Origin of the sequence: Streptomyces flavofungini (genome assembly GCF_014650815.1) — a bacterium.
Classification (GTDB): domain Bacteria; phylum Actinomycetota; class Actinomycetes; order Streptomycetales; family Streptomycetaceae; genus Streptomyces; species Streptomyces flavofungini.
This window is the reverse complement of the sequence record NZ_BMVR01000008.1, coordinates 187,249-201,094: the sequence shown is the minus strand read 5'-3', so window position 1 is coordinate 201,094 and position 13,846 is coordinate 187,249. Positions and strand designations below refer to the sequence as shown.

Sequence of the window (13,846 nt, the reverse complement as noted above, 5' to 3'; positions counted from 1 at the left end):
TCTCGATGACTTGAGCGATCCCGACCGGGGATGCCCCACAAAAGGGGCATCCCCGGTTGGTCGTTCCAAGGGGGGCACGGTCGCCGGTAAGGTGGCGTGCACTGTTACTTTCCGCGCGGTCTGTCCTCGCGACAGAGCGTGCGGTTCTTGCCTGTTTTTCTCGTCGCAGTTACGTACTTATCCGTCGGACTCACCACCGTCACCTCTGACGCAGTAGCGCGGGGGTCGCAGGAGGCACCGTGCTCACCGCGTTCGCCCGGGCGTTCAAGACGCCCGACCTGCGCAAGAAGCTGCTCTTTACGCTCGGCATCATCGTGATCTACCGGCTCGGTACTCATGTGCCGATTCCGGGCATCGACTACAAGAACGTCCAGACCTGTATCGACGCGGCCAATGCCAACCAGGGCCTGTTCGGTCTGGTCAACATGTTCAGTGGTGGCGCGCTTCTGCAGATCACGATCTTCGCGCTCGGCATCATGCCGTACATCACGGCGAGCATCATTCTGCAGCTGTTGACCGTGGTGATCCCGCGTCTGGAAGCCCTCAAGAAGGAGGGCCAGGCCGGCACGGCCAAGATCACGCAGTACACGCGCTATCTGACCATCGCGCTCGCCATCCTGCAGGGCACCGGCCTCGTCGCCACCGCCCGCACCGGCACGCTGTTCAGTGGCTGCCCGGTGGCCAGCGAGATCGTCCCCGACCAGTCGATCTTCGTGACCATCACGATGGTGCTCACCATGACCGCGGGCACGGCCTGTGTGATGTGGCTCGGCGAGCTCATCACCGACCGCGGCATCGGCAACGGCATGTCGATCCTGATGTTCATCTCGATCGCCGCGACCTTCCCCGCCGCCCTCTGGGGCATCAAGAAGCAGGGTGATCTGGCCGGTGGCTGGATCGAGTTCGGCACCGTGATCCTGGTCGGTCTGTTCATGGTCGGCCTGGTCGTCTTCGTCGAGCAGGCGCAGCGCCGCATCCCGGTCCAGTACGCGAAGCGCATGATCGGCCGCCGGTCCTACGGCGGGACGTCGACGTACATCCCGCTGAAGGTCAACCAGGCGGGCATCATCCCTGTGATCTTCGCCTCGTCACTGCTCTACATCCCGGCTCTCGTCGCCCAGTTCGCGGGCGGCCAGTCGAGCTGGAAGACCTGGATCGAGCAGAACCTGACCAAGGGTGACCACCCGATTTACATCGTCACCTACTTCGTCCTGATCGTTTTCTTCGCCTTCTTCTACGTGGCGATCTCCTTCAACCCGGAGGAAGTCGCGGACAACATGAAGAAGTATGGTGGCTTCATCCCGGGCATCCGGGCTGGCCGACCGACCGCTGAGTACTTGAGCTACGTACTCAACCGGATCACGTGGCCGGGCTCGCTGTATCTGGGTCTGATCGCTCTTGTGCCAACGATGGCGTTGGTGGGCTTCGGCGCGAACCAGAACTTCCCCTTCGGCGGGACGAGCATCCTCATCATCGTGGGTGTGGGTCTGGAGACCGTGAAGCAGATCGAGAGCCAGCTCCAGCAGCGCAACTACGAAGGGTTCCTCCGCTGATGCGTATCGTCCTAGTCGGGCCGCCCGGTGCCGGCAAGGGAACGCAGGCCGCGTTCCTTGCCAAGAACCTGTCGATCCCGCACATCTCCACGGGCGACCTCTTCAGGGCCAACATCAGTCAGGGCACGGAGCTGGGCAAGCAGGCGAAGGCGTTCATGGACGCCGGCAACCTGGTGCCCGACGAGGTGACCATCGGCATGGCCCAGGACCGCATGGCTCAGCCGGACGCCGAGAACGGCTTCCTGCTCGACGGTTTCCCGCGCAACGTCTCGCAGGCCGAGGCGCTCGACGAGGCCCTCAAGGCCGACGGCCAGAAGCTCGACGCGGTCCTCGACCTGGAAGTCCCCGAGGACGAGGTCGTCAAGCGCATCGCGGGCCGCCGCATCTGCCGCAACGACTCCAGCCACGTCTTCCACGTGACGTACAGCCAGCCGAAGCAGGAAGGTGTCTGCGACGTCTGCGGCGGCGAGCTGTACCAGCGCGGTGACGACAAGGAAGAGACCGTGCGCAAGCGGCTCGACGTCTACCACCGCGAGACCGAGCCGATCATCGACCACTACAAGGCCCAGGGCCTGGTGGTGACGATCTCCGCGCTCGGCAAGGTGGACGAGGTCACGAAGCGCGCCATGGCCGCGCTCGCGGGCGAGAACGCCTGACAAGATCGGTCTCGACTGGGCCGCGGTACCCCGAGCGGGTGCCGCGGCCCAGCTGTGGACGGGGGGCGGCGGGTGCGGGAGCGGCCGTATCGTGGTGGGTGCCCCCCGCACGACGTACTCGTAGGTTCAGAAAGGCTCAGGCCCGGACATGGTGCAGATCAAGACTCCCGAGCAGATCGCGAAGATGCGGGCGGCGGGACTTGTCGTCGCCGCCATGCACAAGGCGACCCGCGAGGCGGCGGTCCCCGGGGCGACCACCAAGGACCTCGACGACGTGGCCCGCAAGGTCCTCGCCGAGCACGACGCCAAGCCGAACTTCCTCGGGTACGGCGGCTTCCCGGCGACCATCTGCACCTCCAAGAACGAGGTCGTCGTCCACGGCATCCCGAGCGCCGACGTGGTCCTCGAGGACGGCGACATCATCTCGATCGACGCCGGCGCGATCATCGACGGCTGGCACGGCGACGCGGCGTTCACCGCCTTCGTGGGCAGTGGGCACGCGCCCGAGCTGATCGAGCTCTCCCGGGTGACCGAGGAGTCGATGTGGGCCGGGATCGCGGCCATGAAGCAGGGCAACCGGCTCGTCGACATCTCCCGCGCCATCGAGACCTACATCCGCCGCCAGCCCCGCCCGGCCCGCGGCAAGTACGGCATCGTCGAGGACTACGGCGGCCACGGCATCGGCACCGAGATGCACATGGACCCGCACCTGCTGAACTACGTGGAGCGCCGCCGCGGCCGCGGCCCCAAGCTGGTGCCCGGCCTGTGCCTGGCCATCGAGCCGATGGTGTCGCTCGGCACCGCCAAGACCCAGGTGCTCGAGGACGACTGGACGGTCATCACGACCGACGGGACCTGGTCCTCGCACTGGGAGCACTCCGTCGCGCTGACGGAGCAGGGCCCGCTCGTCCTCACCGCCCCCGACGGCGGCAAGGCGAAGCTGGCGGAGTACGGCATCACGGCGGCGCCGGACCCGCTGGGCTGAGCCCCGCGCCCCGCCTGACCGGGGCCGTCCGACTCGCTGGCCCGGGGCTGCCCGGGGCGGCGGCCCGAGGCTGCCCCCGTCCGCCGGTTACGCCGTGCCGGGCCCCTGACCGCGTCCTTGCTTAAGGATCTTCGTTGGCGGGCAGTCATACCCGATTCGTCTTTCCGAGTGCACTGACGTAGACTGACGCGTCGGCTCTCGTGCATTCGCATGTCTGCGTAACGCTCACAGAGTCGATCAAGGTAGTCGATTCGAAGGGCGAAGCGTGGCCAAGAAGCAAGGTGCCATCGAGATCGAAGGCACTGTCGTCGAGTCTCTTCCGAACGCCATGTTCAAGGTGGAGCTCCAGAACGGCCACCAGGTCCTGGCACACATCAGCGGCAAGATGCGCATGCACTACATCCGCATCCTCCCTGACGACCGGGTCGTGGTGGAGCTGTCTCCGTACGACCTGACGCGTGGCCGGATCGTCTACCGGTACAAGTAGATCTTGCCCGCACCCCGCTCCGGCGGGGTGGTGGCACTGACCCGGAGAACCTCACCAATGAAGGTCAAGCCGAGCGTCAAGAAGATCTGCGACAAGTGCAGGGTGATCCGCCGTCACGGCCGGGTCATGATCATTTGCGACAACCCGCGCCACAAGCAGCGCCAGGGCTGACGCACGTACTGCACTCGCAGATTTTCGCGCGACGCACGTAACAGCACATGTGCAGGACCCGTCCCTCTTCAGGTCCAACAGCGGTAATGGAGGGCGACACCCCCGGTCGGAGGCCGGGGACCCAGTTCGTACCGACTCCTCGTGGTGGTCTGCCACCGGAGGGGAACGGCGGTTGGGAGCGGTTCTGCTGAAGACCTCCGAGTATTAACAGGAGCCATGAATGGCACGCGTTGAAGGCGTTGACCTCCCGCGCGACAAGCGCATCGAGGTCGCGCTCACCTACGTGTTCGGCATCGGCCGGACGCTGTCCCAGCAGACGCTGGACGCCACCGGTATCGACCGCAACACCCGCGTTCGCGACCTGTCCGAAGAGGACCTGGTCAAGATCCGCGAGTTCGTGGACCAGAACATCAAGACCGAGGGTGACCTCCGTCGCGAGATTCAGGCCGACATCCGCCGCAAGGTCGAGATCGGCTGCTACCAGGGTCTGCGTCACCGCCGTGGCCTGCCCGTCCGCGGTCAGCGCACCAGCACCAACGCTCGCACCCGCAAGGGCCCGCGTCGCGCCATCGCCGGCAAGAAGAAGCCGGGCAAGAAGTAGTCCTCGCTCAGCGGTCTATCGACAGCTGACGCTGCAGGACCGACCACCTCCCGTAGGAGTAATAGATGCCCCCCAAGGGTCGTCAGGGCGCTGCCAAGAAGGTGCGCCGCAAGGAAAAGAAGAACGTCGCTCACGGGCACGCCCACATCAAGAGCACGTTCAACAACACGATCGTGTCCATCACGGACCCGACCGGCAACGTGATCTCCTGGGCCTCCGCCGGCCACGTCGGCTTCAAGGGCTCGCGCAAGTCCACGCCGTTCGCCGCGCAGATGGCCGCCGAGTCGGCTGCCCGTCGCGCGCAGGAGCACGGCATGCGCAAGGTCGACGTCTTCGTCAAGGGTCCCGGCTCCGGCCGTGAGACCGCGATCCGCTCCCTCCAGGCCACGGGCCTCGAGGTCGGTTCGATCCAGGACGTCACCCCCACGCCGCACAACGGCTGCCGTCCGCCCAAGCGCCGCCGCGTCTGATTCGTCTCGGCGGTGCTCTCCGCGCGAGCGGAGGTGACCCGCGCCGCCGCGTCGGACGCACGGTTGTCTCAGGTTTTCGGGCGGTACGGCTCTCCGGAGCCGTACCGCCCGTACCCTTGTACTACTCAGGGCATCAAATAGTGGGTGCCCCTGACTGAAGGAATCACTTCATGCTGATCGCTCAGCGTCCCTCGTTGACCGAAGAGGTCGTCGACGAGTTCCGCTCCCGGTTCGTCATCGAGCCGCTGGAGCCGGGCTTCGGCTACACCCTCGGCAACTCCCTGCGCCGGACCCTGCTCTCCTCGATCCCGGGTGCGGCCGTCACGTCCATCCGCATCGACGGTGTGCTGCACGAGTTCACCACCGTGCCGGGCGTCAAGGAAGACGTCACCGACCTCATCCTCAACATCAAGCAGCTCGTGGTCTCCTCGGAGCACGACGAGCCGGTCGTGATGTACCTGCGCAAGCAGGGCCCGGGTCTGGTCACCGCCGCCGACATCGCGCCCCCGGCCGGTGTCGAGGTGCACAACCCCGACCTCGTCCTCGCCACGCTCAACGGCAAGGGCAAGCTGGAGATGGAGCTGACCGTCGAGCGCGGTCGCGGCTACGTCTCCGCCGTGCAGAACAAGCAGGTCGGCCAGGAGATCGGCCGCATCCCGGTCGACTCCATCTACTCGCCGGTCCTCAAGGTGACCTACAAGGTCGAGGCCACCCGAGTCGAGCAGCGCACCGACTTCGACAAGCTCATCGTCGACGTCGAGACCAAGCAGGCGATGCGTCCGCGTGACGCCATGGCCTCCGCCGGCAAGACGCTCGTCGAGCTGTTCGGTCTCGCCCGCGAGCTGAACATCGACGCCGAGGGCATCGACATGGGTCCGTCCCCGACGGACGCCGCCCTCGCCGCTGATCTGGCGCTGCCGATCGAGGAGCTGGAGCTCACCGTTCGGTCGTACAACTGCCTCAAGCGTGAGGGCATCCACTCGGTCGGCGAGCTCGTCGCCCGCTCCGAGGCGGACCTGCTCGACATTCGCAACTTCGGTGCGAAGTCGATCGACGAGGTCAAGATGAAGCTCAACGGGATGGGTCTGGCCCTCAAGGACAGCCCGCCCGGATTCGACCCGACCGCCGCCGCGGACGCCTTCGGCGCCGACGACGACGCGGACGCGGGCTTCGTCGAGACCGAGCAGTACTGATTTTGGCTGCGGACCGGCTTCGGCCGGTCGCGCAGTTCCCCGCGCCTCTGACGGGGCGCGGTCCACTGACTCCGGTACCTGACACGGCCGGGGCAGACATCAAGGAGTAACACCATGCCGAAGCCCGCCAAGGGTGCCCGTCTGGGCGGCAGCGCCGCGCACGAGAAGCTGCTGCTGGCGAACCTCGCCAAGCAGCTCTTCGAGCACGGCCGCATCACCACCACCGAGGCCAAGGCCCGTCGTCTGCGTCCCTACGCGGAGCGTCTGGTCACCAAGGCGAAGAAGGGCGACCTTCACAACCGCCGCCAGGTCCTGACGGTCATCACCGACAAGAGCATCGTGCACACGCTCTTCACGGAGATCGGCCCGCGCTACGAGAACCGCCCGGGTGGCTACACCCGTATCACCAAGATCGGTAACCGCCGTGGCGACAACGCGCCCATGGCTGTCATCGAGCTGGTGGAGGCCCTGACCGTGGCCCAGGCGGCCACCGGTGAGGCCGAGGCGGCCACCAAGCGTGCCGTCAAGGAAGACGCCCTCAAGAAGGACGCGCCCGTCGAGGACGCGCCGGTTGAGGCCGCCGAGGAGTCGAAGGACGCCTGAGTCCTTTCTCCGCGTCAGCGGAGGTGACCCGGACGCGTGAGGTTCTGCCTCGCGGCGAGCGGGTGACGAGCGGGTCCGCCCCTTGGGGCGGGCCCGCTTTCGCGTTCCTGAGAGGATCTGTGTGTGAGTGAGGAAGTGGAGCCCGGCTTCGTCCGGGTACGGCTCGACCTGAGCTACGACGGCAGGGACTTCTCCGGCTGGGCCAAGCAGCGCGACGGCCAGCGGACTGTCCAGGGCGAGATCGAGGACGCGCTGCGTACGGTGACGCGATCGCCCGAGACGTACGAGCTGACCGTCGCCGGGCGGACCGACAGCGGGGTGCACGCGCGCGGGCAGGTCGCCCACGTCGACCTGCCGGAGGGCGCCTGGGCGGAGCACCGCGAGAAGCTGCTGCGGCGGCTCGCCGGGCGGCTGCCGCACGACGTCCGGGTGTGGCGGGTCGAGGAGGCCCCCGCCGGGTTCAACGCGCGGTTCGCGGCGATCTGGCGGCGGTACGCGTACCGGGTCACCGATCACCCCGGCGGCGTCGACCCGCTGCTGCGCGGGCACGTGCTGTGGCACGACTGGACCCTCGACGTCGACGCCATGAACACCGCCGCGAAGGCGCTGCTCGGGGAGCACGACTTCGCGGCGTACTGCAAGCGGCGCGAGGGCGCCACGACCATTCGTACGCTCCAGGAGCTGCGCTGGGAGCGGCGGCCCGACGGGATCCTCGAAGCGACCGTGAAGGCCGACGCCTTCTGCCACAACATGGTGCGGTCGCTGGTCGGCGCGATGCTGTTCGTGGGGGACGGGCACCGGCCCGCGGACTGGCCCGGCAAGGTCCTCGCCGCCGGGGTGCGGGACTCCGCCGTGCACGTGGTGCGGCCGCACGGGCTGACGCTGGAGGAGGTCGGCTATCCGGCCGACGAACTCCTCGCGGCGCGGGCCGTGGAGGCGCGGAACAAGCGGACGCTGCCCGCCAGGGGCGGCGGTTCGGCGGGGTGCTGCTGAGGCACCCCGCAGGGGGCTGCTGCGGCCCGCCCCGGGCTGCTCGGGGTCGGCGGCCCGCCCCGGGCTACTCGGGGTTGTTGGCCGCCGCCGACGCCTGGGCCTCGCCGCGGCGGGTGATCTGGTGGAACGTGAAGCGGGCGAGGTCGTCGCCGACCTCGTACGCCTTGCGGTCCTTCTCGGTGACGTCCTTGCCGTTCAGGAAGCCGGTCGTCGTGAAGTACGCGTAGCGGCCGTACGCGTTGTACGTGCCGCGGCAGACCGTCGTGCGGCAGAAGCCGGACACGCCCTTACCGGGCAGGGACGTGATCAGGCCCTTGTCGGCCTGCTTCTTGGCCTTGGTGGCCTGTGCCTCGGTGTCGAAGACGGCGACGCCGACCGTGACCGCGATGCCCTTGCGGGCGTAGGTGGCGCGCAGCACCTCGGTGCACTTGTTCTTCGTCAGGACGTTGGCCAGAACCGGCTGGGCGACGGAGGCGCACTTCTTGGTGCTCGCCGTCGCGCCCTTCTTGTAGATCCGCTCGCCGGAGGTCAGCTTCGTGCCCGGGAAGAAGGACTCCGGGCCGAGCGGGGCCTTGTCCTTCTTCGCGCTGGAGATGTAGTCCTTCGGGTCCGGCGGGGGCGGGGGAGTGGTCGCCTCGAAGGACGGCTCCGGGGACTTGCTGGCGCCGGGGATGTCCGCGCTGGTGGGCAGCTCGCTGGCGGGCTTGTTGGAGGCGGTCGCGTCGTCGCTGTTCGCGGAGACGACCGCGATGGCGACGGCCGCGGCGACGCCGATCGTGGCGAGCGCGCCGCCGCCGATCAGCATCCACTTGCGGCGGCGGGCACGTGCCTCGGACGCCTCGGCGAGCGCCGCCCAGTCGGGGGTCTGCGAGCCCCCCGGGCCCCACTGGGGTCCCCCTTGCCCAAAGCTCATGGGCCGCATCTTAGACGGGGCGGTGGGGATGTTGAGCCGGGGTTGTGGGCCGATCTCGCCCTAGCCTGACCGGCATGAAATCGGGCAAAGAGGATGCTTCTGGGGTAATCGGCGTGGGCGGGTGGCTGGAGCGGCGGGCGGAGTGGTGGGCCTGGGCGGTGCTCGGGGTGGTCCTGGGGGCGGCGGCGCTGCGGATCGCGTACCGGGTGCCGGACGGGGGCATGGACAACGCGATCGTCGTACGGGCCGCCGGGGCCTGGCTCGACGGGCGCTCGCCGTATGCCGACCGGCACTTCCTCTATCTGCCGGGGGCCGTGCTCGCCGCGGTGCCGCAGGCGCTGTTTCCCGGGGTGGCGCGGGTGCTGGTGCCGGTGGGGGTGGTGGGGGCGCTGGCCTCGGGGTGGTTCTGTGCGCTGCGCATCCACGGCGTGGCGTGGGGGAGCCGGTTCGCGGTGCTCGGGCTGCTCGGGCTCGTCCTGGGGTTCGCGCCGTTCGTGCACCTGGTGGAGCTGGGCAACTGGACGGTGGCGTCCGTGGTGGCGCTGCCGGTGGCGTTGCTGTGCGTGTGCCGGGGGCGGTGGGTTCTCGCCGGGGCGGTGATCGGGGTGGCGGTCGCCGTGAAGCCGCTGCTGCTGCCGGTCCTTCTGCTGTTCGTCTTCGCGCGGAAGTGGCGGGCGCTGGGGGTGGCTGTCCTGGTGCCGGTGGTGGTGTCGGTCCTTGCCGCGCTCGTCCTGCCGGATCCGGTGGCGTTCTTCACGCGGACGCTGCCGTTTCTGCTGCGGGGCGAGGACCGGTTCGTGCGGCTGTACGAGGCGTCGCCCGGGGCCGTGCTGGCGCGGGTGGGGGTGCCTGCCGTGGTGGCGTCGGGGCTTTCGGGGGTGGGGGCCTGTGCGGGGGTGTGGTGTGCGTGGCGGCGGTGGCTGGCCCCGGGGCCTTGGGCGGGGCCGGGCCGGGGGGCGGGGGCCCGGCCGGATGCGGGGCGGGTGGTCGAGACCGCGGCGGCGCTGATGCTGGCCGCGTTTCTCGTGTCCCGGCCCTCGTACGACCACTATCTGCTGGTCGTCCTGCCGCTGCTGCTCGCCGGAGCGCTCCGGGTGTCCTCCCTGGTGCGGGGGCCCTGGTTCTGGGTGGCCTTGGTGCCGCAGGTGCCGGGGTTCGTGTGGGTGGGGGTGGAGGCGCTGCCGCAGCGGGCCTTCAAGGACGCGTTCACGCTCTGCGTGCTGGCGGGGCTGGTGTTCTGGTGGTGCGCCGTCGGGGTGCGCCGTGGGGCCGGGCTGCCGCCGTGTGTGCCGGGGCCGTCGGTCGGGGGTGCGGTGGTGGGCGGGCGGGCCCTGCCGGGGCCTCCCCGCTGAGACCTGTGGCGCGCTCGGCGCGCGGGCGCCCCTTCCCGTGACCGGGAGCCGTCGCGGAGCGGGGGAAGAGGCGGGTGTGCGGGGAGGTGGCGACACCGTTTTGACCCGTACGGGGCACGGCGGGTATTCTGCCTGTTCGTTATGTGTATTGGCTTTCTCATTCTCACGTGAGGGGCTCTTACACCGGCCCACCGGGCCGATGACCAGCGGCAGGACTCGGTTGCGTCACCGAGGTCCGCCAAGGCTGTCGTCCATCGTCCGAGGTGGCCTTGTCAGGACCCTTTCCCGGGGTTCGAGCTGGACCGCGGGAAACCCCACCTCTGAAGAAGCGAAGGCTACGAACCGTGCGTACGTACAGCCCCAAGCCCGGCGATGTGACCCGCCAGTGGCACGTCATCGACGCCCAGGACGTCGTCCTGGGACGCCTGGCGACCACTGCCGCCACCCTCCTGCGGGGCAAGCACAAGCCGATCTACGCGCCCCACGTTGACACCGGTGACTTCGTCATCATCATCAACGCCGACAAGGTGCACCTGTCCGGCAACAAGAAGACCCAGAAGATGGCCTACCGCCACTCTGGCTACCCGGGCGGCCTCCGTTCGGTCCGCTACGACGAGCTGCTCGAGAAGAACCCCGAGAAGGCCGTCGAGAAGGCCGTCAAGGGCATGCTCCCCAAGAACACCCTCGGCCGTCAGATGCTCTCGAAGCTGAAGGTCTACGCGGGCGACCAGCACCCGCACGGCGCTCAGCAGCCGGTCCCGTTCGAGATCACCCAGGTCGCGCAGTAGTTCCGGCCACCCCCTAAGACGAAAAAGAATCTGAGGAGCATCGTGGCCGAGACCACCGCTGAGCAGCCGCTCGACGAGAACGCCGAGAACATCGACATCGAGTCGTACACCACCGAGTCGGACGCGCCCGTGGAGGGCGAGTACACCTCGGAGTCCAACGCCGCCCGCTTCGGCGACCCGCAGCCGGCCGCCGGCCTGGGCCGTCGCAAGAACGCCATCGCCCGCGTCCGGATCGTCCCGGGCACCGGCAAGTGGAAGATCAACGGGCGGACGCTCGAGGACTACTTCCCGAACAAGGTCCACCAGCAGGAAGTCAACGAGCCCTTCAAGGTGCTCGAGCTGGACGACCGCTACGACGTCATCGCCCGCATCGCGGGTGGTGGCGTCTCCGGCCAGGCCGGCGCCCTGCGCCTCGGCGTGGCCCGCGCCCTCAACGAGGCCGACGTGGACAACAACCGCGGCGCCCTCAAGAAGGCCGGCTTCCTCAAGCGCGACGACCGTGCGGTCGAGCGCAAGAAGGCCGGTCTGAAGAAGGCCCGCAAGGCCCCGCAGTACAGCAAGCGCTAAACATCGCTGCCTGCTAGTACTTCTCGAACGCCCCGGCGGCACCCTGTGTGCTGTCGGGGCGTTCGTTTATCAGCACCCCATGATCTGGGGTAGAAGTTCGACAGGCTGAGCGTCCGGGACCGTGCGGTGGAGCCGCTGACGTCACCGCGTCCGCAGGGCCAGCCGACACTCAATGTTCGGAGGACAGCAGTGGGACGACTCTTCGGCACGGACGGTGTGCGCGGTGTCGCCAACGCGGATCTGACGGCCGAGCTCGCGCTCGGGCTCTCGGTCGCCGCGGCGCATGTGCTCGCCGAAGCGGGCACCTTCGAGGGACATCGCCCGACGGCGGTGGTCGGGCGTGACCCGCGCGCTTCCGGGGAGTTCCTTGAGGCCGCGGTGGTCGCGGGCCTCGCCAGCGCGGGCGTGGACGTCCTGCTCGTCGGTGTGCTGCCCACCCCCGCGGTGGCGCATCTCACCGGTGCGCTGGGCGCCGACCTCGGCGTGATGCTCTCCGCCAGCCACAACGCGATGCCCGACAACGGCATCAAGTTCTTCGCCCGCGGCGGCCACAAGCTCGCCGACGACCTCGAGGACCGCATCGAGGCCGTGTACGACGAGCACCGCACCGGCGCCCCCTGGGAGCGCCCCACGGGCGCGGGCGTCGGCCGCGTGAAGACGTACGACGAGGGCCTCGACCAGTACGTCGCCCACCTCATCGGAGTCCTGCCGAACCGCCTCGACGGTGTCAAGGTCGTCCTGGACGAGGCGCACGGCGCGGCCGCGCGGGTCTCGCCCGAGGCGTTCGCGCGGGCCGGTGCCGAGATCATCACGATCGGCGCCCAGCCGGACGGCCTCAACATCAACGACGGCTGCGGCTCCACCCACCTCGACCTGCTGAAGGCTGCCGTCGTCGAGCACGGCGCCGACCTCGGCATCGCCCACGACGGCGACGCCGACCGCTGCCTGGCCGTGGACCACACCGGCGCGGAGGTCGACGGCGACCAGATCCTCGCCGTCCTCGCCCTCGCCATGCGCGAGCGGGGCGCGCTGCGGCACGACACCGTGGTCGCGACCGTCATGTCGAACCTGGGCTTCAAGCTGGCCATGGAGCGCGCGGGCCTGTCCCTCGTGCAGACGGCCGTCGGCGACCGGTACGTCCTGGAGTCGATGAAGGAGCACGGCTACGCCCTCGGCGGCGAGCAGTCCGGACACGTCATCGTCCTGGACCACGCCACCACCGGCGACGGCACCCTCACCGGCCTGCTGCTCGCGGCCCGCGTCGCCGAGACCGGCCGGGGCCTCGCCGAGCTGGCCGCCGTCATGGAGCGGCTGCCGCAGGTCCTCATCAACGTGCCCGACGTCGACAAGTCCCGCGTCAAGACCTCGCCGGAGCTGTCCTCGGCCGTCGCCGACGCCGAGCGCGAGCTGGGCCGGACCGGCCGGGTGCTGCTGCGCCCCTCGGGCACCGAGCCGCTGGTGCGGGTGATGGTCGAGGCCGCCGACATCGAGCAGGCCCGCTCGGTCGCCGGGCGGCTGGCCGACGTGGTGAAGTCCGCGCTGGGCTAAGCCAGTTGGTGTTTGCGTGCGGAACGCTCGCGCTGCCACGCCCAGAGCAGCTTCTGGGCGAGCAGCGTGAGCGTACCGGCGACGACGATGCCGAGCAGGTTCAGCAGCAGCTGTTCGGTGGAGCCCCAGGCCTGCTTGTACTCGTTGTAGCTGAAGGCGACCGCGGCGTTCGCGGCCGCCGGGACCGTCGTCACCGAGATCGCGACGCCCACCAGGGCGCCCGACTTCGCCGAGGTGAGCGAGAGCATGCCGGCGGCGCCCGCGAGGACGGCCACGACGAAGGAGAACCAGTCGGGCCGGTAGATGAAGTTGGTGTTGGGGCGCTCCGCCTCCAGCTGGGCCAGGTGGAAGAGGTCCACGCCGTTCATGAAGCGGCTGAAGCCCGCCGTCACCACCATCGCCACCGCGAAGCCCACGAGCAGCGCGATCAGTGAGCGCAGGGCCAGGCGCGGCGCGCGCTGCACGAGCGCCGTGCAGAAGCCCGCGAGCGGTCCGAACTCCGGGCCCACCGCCATCGCGCCGACGATCAGGATCGCGTTGTCGAGGACCACACCGCACGCGGCGATCATCGTGGCCAGCGTGATGAAGGCGACGTATGTCACGGAGAGCGTGGACTCCTCGTGGGTGGCCTCCTCCAGGTGCTCCCACAGGACCGCGTCGGCGCCCTCGCCCGGCGCCTCGTCCTCCGCCTTGTCGGCGCGCAGGGACAGCGACAGGTCGATGTTCTCCAGGGCGATCGAGCCGTACTTGTCGATCTCCAGGCCGCGCAGGCTGTCGATGAGTTCGTCGCCCGCCTCCCGGGCGACGTCGCACATGACGATGTCGCCCGCGGGGTTGCGGGCCGCGCCCGCCACGACGGCCAGATGTGCGGTGCCCGGGGTCCTCTCGATCAGGCGCACCACGTCATCGGTCTTGTCGGCCGGGGTGATCAGGCGCAGATGCAGCATGTCCGCACCTTAACGCGGG

The 13,846-nt window shown here is 69.1% G+C and carries 16 protein-coding genes; 14 read left to right on the top strand and 2 right to left on the bottom strand.

Features of this window, described 5'->3' with window-relative positions:
* The first annotated feature begins 239 nt into the window (after nt 1–239).
* The 10 genes from secY (at nt 240) to truA (ending at nt 7,712) form a co-directional block, all read left to right on the top strand.
* Nucleotides 240–1,553, top strand: coding sequence for a preprotein translocase subunit SecY (gene secY, locus IE274_RS22285; protein ID WP_190117626.1), 1,314 nt, complete (start codon nt 240–242; stop codon nt 1,551–1,553).
* Nucleotides 1,553–2,209 (top strand): adenylate kinase, encoded by a 657-nt coding sequence (locus IE274_RS22280; protein WP_190117625.1) that lies wholly within the window; start codon nt 1,553–1,555, stop codon nt 2,207–2,209. The genes secY and IE274_RS22280 overlap by 1 nt, the downstream gene beginning before the upstream one ends.
* A gap of 148 nt (nt 2,210–2,357) precedes the next feature.
* Entirely contained in the window at nt 2,358–3,194 is an 837-nt protein-coding gene (gene map / locus IE274_RS22275; protein ID WP_190117624.1) for a type I methionyl aminopeptidase, read from the top strand.
* A gap of 265 nt (nt 3,195–3,459) precedes the next feature.
* Nucleotides 3,460–3,681 (top strand): translation initiation factor IF-1, encoded by a 222-nt coding sequence (gene infA, locus IE274_RS22270; RefSeq protein ID WP_003948620.1) that lies wholly within the window; start codon nt 3,460–3,462, stop codon nt 3,679–3,681.
* 57 nt (nt 3,682–3,738) lie between these two features.
* Complete coding sequence (rpmJ, locus tag IE274_RS22265; RefSeq protein ID WP_003948619.1) at nt 3,739–3,852, top strand: 50S ribosomal protein L36; 114 nt, start codon at nt 3,739–3,741, stop codon at nt 3,850–3,852.
* 220 nt (nt 3,853–4,072) lie between these two features.
* Complete coding sequence (gene rpsM, locus IE274_RS22260; RefSeq protein WP_190117623.1) at nt 4,073–4,453, top strand: 30S ribosomal protein S13; 381 nt, start codon at nt 4,073–4,075, stop codon at nt 4,451–4,453.
* Between the two features lie 65 nt (nt 4,454–4,518).
* Nucleotides 4,519–4,923: a 30S ribosomal protein S11 gene (gene rpsK, locus IE274_RS22255; protein WP_003948617.1), complete on the top strand. Its 405-nt coding sequence runs from the start codon at nt 4,519–4,521 to the stop codon at nt 4,921–4,923.
* 170 nt (nt 4,924–5,093) lie between these two features.
* On the top strand, nt 5,094–6,116 hold the full coding sequence (locus tag IE274_RS22250; protein WP_016645160.1) for a DNA-directed RNA polymerase subunit alpha: 1,023 nt from the start codon (nt 5,094–5,096) through the stop codon (nt 6,114–6,116).
* A 114-nt stretch (nt 6,117–6,230) separates the two neighbouring features.
* Nucleotides 6,231–6,719, top strand: a complete 489-nt coding sequence (rplQ, locus tag IE274_RS22245) for a 50S ribosomal protein L17 (RefSeq protein ID WP_190117622.1) — start codon at nt 6,231–6,233, stop codon at nt 6,717–6,719.
* Nucleotides 6,720–6,842: 123 nt separating this feature from the next.
* Nucleotides 6,843–7,712: a tRNA pseudouridine(38-40) synthase TruA gene (gene truA, locus IE274_RS22240; RefSeq protein ID WP_190117621.1), complete on the top strand. Its 870-nt coding sequence runs from the start codon at nt 6,843–6,845 to the stop codon at nt 7,710–7,712.
* A 64-nt stretch (nt 7,713–7,776) separates the two neighbouring features.
* Here the strand turns inward: truA and IE274_RS22235 are convergent, their stop codons facing one another.
* Nucleotides 7,777–8,625 (bottom strand): hypothetical protein, encoded by an 849-nt coding sequence (locus tag IE274_RS22235; RefSeq protein ID WP_190117620.1) that lies wholly within the window; start codon nt 8,623–8,625, stop codon nt 7,777–7,779.
* Nucleotides 8,626–8,699: 74 nt separating this feature from the next.
* Here IE274_RS22235 and IE274_RS22230 point away from each other — a divergent pair, with 74 nt between their 5' ends.
* The 4 genes from IE274_RS22230 to glmM all read left to right on the top strand — a co-directional run bounded on the left by IE274_RS22230 (nt 8,700) and on the right by glmM (nt 12,880).
* Nucleotides 8,700–9,977, top strand: coding sequence for a glycosyltransferase family 87 protein (locus tag IE274_RS22230; protein WP_190117619.1), 1,278 nt, complete (start codon nt 8,700–8,702; stop codon nt 9,975–9,977).
* 344 nt (nt 9,978–10,321) lie between these two features.
* Entirely contained in the window at nt 10,322–10,765 is a 444-nt protein-coding gene (rplM, locus tag IE274_RS22225; RefSeq protein ID WP_190117618.1) for a 50S ribosomal protein L13, read from the top strand.
* A gap of 42 nt (nt 10,766–10,807) precedes the next feature.
* Nucleotides 10,808–11,332 (top strand): 30S ribosomal protein S9, encoded by a 525-nt coding sequence (gene rpsI, locus IE274_RS22220; RefSeq protein WP_190117617.1) that lies wholly within the window; start codon nt 10,808–10,810, stop codon nt 11,330–11,332.
* Nucleotides 11,333–11,521: 189 nt separating this feature from the next.
* Nucleotides 11,522–12,880, top strand: a complete 1,359-nt coding sequence (gene glmM / locus IE274_RS22215; RefSeq protein WP_190117616.1) for a phosphoglucosamine mutase — start codon at nt 11,522–11,524, stop codon at nt 12,878–12,880.
* On the opposite strand, the gene IE274_RS22210 is transcribed toward glmM, so the two are convergent.
* Nucleotides 12,877–13,827: a DUF389 domain-containing protein gene (locus tag IE274_RS22210; protein WP_190117615.1), complete on the bottom strand. Its 951-nt coding sequence runs from the start codon at nt 13,825–13,827 to the stop codon at nt 12,877–12,879. The two genes, glmM and IE274_RS22210, sit on opposite strands and share 4 nt — an antisense overlap.
* Between the last annotated feature and the right edge of the window lie 19 nt (nt 13,828–13,846).

Excerpts from the sequence above, each read along its gene's own strand:
- IE274_RS22280 (WP_190117625.1), top strand. The coding sequence starts at position 1,553 with ATGCGTATCGTCCTAGTCGGGCCGCCCGGTGCCGGCAAGGGAACGCAG.
- map (WP_190117624.1), top strand. The coding sequence starts at position 2,358 with ATGGTGCAGATCAAGACTCCCGAGCAGATCGCGAAGATGCGGGCGGCG.
- IE274_RS22210 (WP_190117615.1), bottom strand. The coding sequence starts at position 13,827 with ATGCTGCATCTGCGCCTGATCACCCCGGCCGACAAGACCGATGACGTG.
- IE274_RS22230 (WP_190117619.1), top strand. The coding sequence starts at position 8,700 with ATGAAATCGGGCAAAGAGGATGCTTCTGGGGTAATCGGCGTGGGCGGG.
- rpsK (WP_003948617.1), top strand. The coding sequence starts at position 4,519 with ATGCCCCCCAAGGGTCGTCAGGGCGCTGCCAAGAAGGTGCGCCGCAAG.
- rpsM (WP_190117623.1), top strand. The coding sequence starts at position 4,073 with ATGGCACGCGTTGAAGGCGTTGACCTCCCGCGCGACAAGCGCATCGAG.
- rpmJ (WP_003948619.1), top strand. The coding sequence starts at position 3,739 with ATGAAGGTCAAGCCGAGCGTCAAGAAGATCTGCGACAAGTGCAGGGTG.
- IE274_RS22250 (WP_016645160.1), top strand. The coding sequence starts at position 5,094 with ATGCTGATCGCTCAGCGTCCCTCGTTGACCGAAGAGGTCGTCGACGAG.
- rplQ (WP_190117622.1), top strand. The coding sequence starts at position 6,231 with ATGCCGAAGCCCGCCAAGGGTGCCCGTCTGGGCGGCAGCGCCGCGCAC.
- IE274_RS22235 (WP_190117620.1), bottom strand. The coding sequence starts at position 8,625 with ATGAGCTTTGGGCAAGGGGGACCCCAGTGGGGCCCGGGGGGCTCGCAG.